We start from the raw sequence: 2,806 nt of genomic DNA, 5'->3' as shown, positions 1-2,806 counted from the left end.
GCCTGCCAGCCGAGCACCCGGTCGCCGCTCGCCGCGTCGACGAGGTACCCGTCGCCGTCCAGCTTGAAGGCACCGGCACGCGTGAACACGCGCCCCGCCCCCGTATCGAGGACGAAGTAGCCGTTGCCCTGGATGGCCATGTCGGTGTTCTCGCCCGTGACCTGCGCGCTGCCGGGCGAGAGGATCGTGTCGATGCTCGCCAGCATCACGCCCAGGCCCACCTGCGAGGGGTTCGTCCCGCCGCGGTTGTTCTGCGGCGCGCTCGCGCCGCGCAGGACCTGGTTCATCGCCTCGGTGAACAGCGCGCGGCTCGCCTTGAAGCCGATCGTGTTGACGTTGGCGATGTTGTTCGCCACCACGTCCATGCGGATCTGGTGGTTCTGCAATCCGGAGACTCCGGAGAACAACGCCCGCATCATCGTTGACCGCCTCCCGTTCGTTTGTCCGGCTCCCCGATCCCGGGGCGACCTGGGGTGATCGCGTGCGCCGCTTCAGTCGGTCCGCGGCGCGGAGCCCCCGCCGCTCAGCGGTCCAGCTCGCCCGTCGCGATCACCGCGCTGTCGATGCCCGTGAACACGCCTTCTTTCAGCCGATCCCCTGCGATCGCCGTGACGACCGTGCCGCTCGGGATGTGGACGATGTACGCCGCCCGCGCCGTCAGCGCCAGGCACTCCCGCCCGCCGCGCGCCGCCGCGCGCGCCACGGCCGTCTCCACGGCCTGCCGCTCCCGTCCCTCGAACGCGATGCCGGCCGCCTGCAGGCGGTGCGCGGCGTGGGCCGACAACTTCAGCCGTCCGTCCGCCTGCGCCTCCGGCGAGACCGTCCGCCCCGCGGACAGCGCCTGCTCGAGCGCTGCCGCGAACCCGCCCGCGTCCGCCGGGCCGGAGACGCCCGGGTGCGGGAGCGGTCGTGCCGCGCGTCCGACGCCGCCGGCCCCGGCCGGTTCGGGCGGCACCCCACCCGGTTGCCAGGCCACGCGGTCCGTCATCCGCGCCTCACCCCCATCACGGCGCCGTCGCGCCTTCCGAGGCCGGCGGCTGACCGCCCGGACCGGACGTCGCGCCCTGCGCCGGCGTCGTGCCCGACTGCGCCTGACGGATCTGATCGAGGTCCTCGCGGATCGCCTGGAGCTGCTCGATCATGCTGAACATCGCCAGCTGGTTGACGAAGTCCATGTTGTTCATGGGCGACATCGGGTTCTGGTACTTCAGCTGCGCGACGAGCAGCGACATGAAGGTGTCCTTGCCCAGGCTCGCCAGCCGGTCGGCCACGCGACCCGTGTCGCCGGTCGCGACGCTGCCGCTGGTCGCGTACGGATTCGAGCCCTGGACGCCCGTCGCCGTCATGTCCGACATCCTCTGACGCCTCCTTCCTTCGCATGTCGCCCCTGCACAGGGTCACATCTGCCACTCGCGCGCACCCGGGATGGCCGATGTCCGCGTCACGCCTCCACGAGAGAAGCCCGCGACGGTCGAGCGCGCGGCCGCTCCGGCGCGTCCCGGTTCAGGATCGGCCGAGTGATCCCCGGGGGCCCCGCGCCACGCCTGGTCGTTCACGCCGAACTGCGCGAGCGACAGACCCTGCTGGGCGAGGCTGCCGGCCAATTGATCCGCCGTCTGCTGGAGCAGCGCCGCGGTGTCGGGCTGGGCCTGGAAGTGCGCCGCCACCATCGCGTGACGGGCCTCCACGTGCACGCCCAGGGGTCCCAGCGGGCCGCCGTCGAGGCGCATGCGCCACGAGGGATTCGCGCCGCCGCGCAGCGCCGCGGCCAGGGGATCCTGCGGCGCCTGACCTTCCGCCAGCTCCGGCGACCACGGCCCGGCATCCGACGGGGATGCGCCGCGGATGGCGCGAGCCGCCGCAGCGCCCTTGAGGGACGCGGTGCCGGTCGCGGCTGCATGGCCGGCGCCCACGAGATGTTCACCGGTCGCCGCCGCGGGTGTGCCCGCCGGCGTCCCGGTACCTGGGCGGCCGACGCCCTTGGCCCGGCGGAGAGACTGGACCGCGCCCGGATCGCGTTCGGTGCCCCCTGCGCCACGCACTGCGCTCGGATTGGCTGCCGCGGCACCATCGGCTGCGCGCCCGGCGGTCACGTTGGCCGCCGCGGTCACCGGCACCGCAGCCACCTGCACGCCGGTCGCCACCGGGGACGCGGCCGTGACGGACGCGGCCGGTGCCGCTCCCGGGTCGCTTGTCCCCGGCACGGTTGACGTCCCGCCGCCGATTGCGGACCGCGAGCCATCCGCGCCGGCGAGGTCCCCCCGCACGCCGGGGATCGCCTCATGGCCTCCGCTGACGCGGTGGTCCGCGCCCGTCGCCGCGGCTGCGAGCGTTACCGTCGCATCGCCGGTCAGGGCCCCGCGGGCCGCCGCAACGTTCGCCTCCGTGCCGCCGGTCGCGCGCGCGAGCGTCTTGGCGTCGTGCGCCGCGGTGCGGTCGTGGTTCGCCGGCATCGACACGCCTGGCGCGCTCGCCGGGCGCGCCTCGGCCGTCCGGCGCCCGTCCATCGCGGCCGCCGTCATGTCGGGGGCGTCCGCCGCATCGTGACGTCCGGTCGCCGGCCGGTCGCTGACCCGCACGCCGGTCGGTGACCCGCCCCACACGCCAGGGGCAGCCACGCCTTCACTGGCCTGAGGGGCCTCCGGTCGAGCACCCGCCGCCTCCTTCGGAACCGGGGAAGCCGCCGTCGCAGCGTCTGTCGCGCCGTCCGGAGCGGCTTGCGCGCGCATGCCCGCCGCTGCCCCGTCCGCGACGCCACCATCGACCGCGCCGTCCGGGCCCGCCGCCGCGGCCTCACGCCGCGCGT

At 75.0% G+C, this 2,806-nt stretch carries 4 protein-coding genes; all 4 read right to left on the bottom strand.

Annotation, left to right across the window (positions count from 1 at the left end; all coding sequences use genetic code 11):
- The coding region (locus tag IRZ18_09475) for a flagellar hook-basal body complex protein (protein ID MBX5477335.1) at window positions 1-419 on the bottom strand (419 nt) is incomplete at its 3' end.
- 104 nt (window positions 420-523) lie between these two features.
- Window positions 524-988 carry a flagellar protein gene (locus tag IRZ18_09470; GenBank protein MBX5477334.1) on the bottom strand — a complete coding sequence of 155 codons (465 nt, stop codon included), beginning with the start codon at window positions 986-988 and terminating at the stop codon, window positions 524-526.
- Window positions 989-1,004: 16 nt separating this feature from the next.
- Complete coding sequence (locus tag IRZ18_09465; GenBank protein MBX5477333.1) at window positions 1,005-1,355, bottom strand: hypothetical protein; 351 nt, start codon at window positions 1,353-1,355, stop codon at window positions 1,005-1,007.
- A 42-nt stretch (window positions 1,356-1,397) separates the two neighbouring features.
- A complete protein-coding gene (locus IRZ18_09460) occupies window positions 1,398-2,618 on the bottom strand; it encodes a flagellar hook-length control protein FliK (protein MBX5477332.1) in 1,221 nt (406 codons plus the stop codon).
- Between the last annotated feature and the right edge of the window lie 188 nt (window positions 2,619-2,806).

Source organism: Clostridia bacterium (assembly GCA_019683875.1).
Classification (GTDB): domain Bacteria; phylum Bacillota; class Sulfobacillia; order RBS10-35; family Bu92; genus Bu92.
This window is presented reverse-complemented; position numbering and strand designations above follow the sequence as displayed.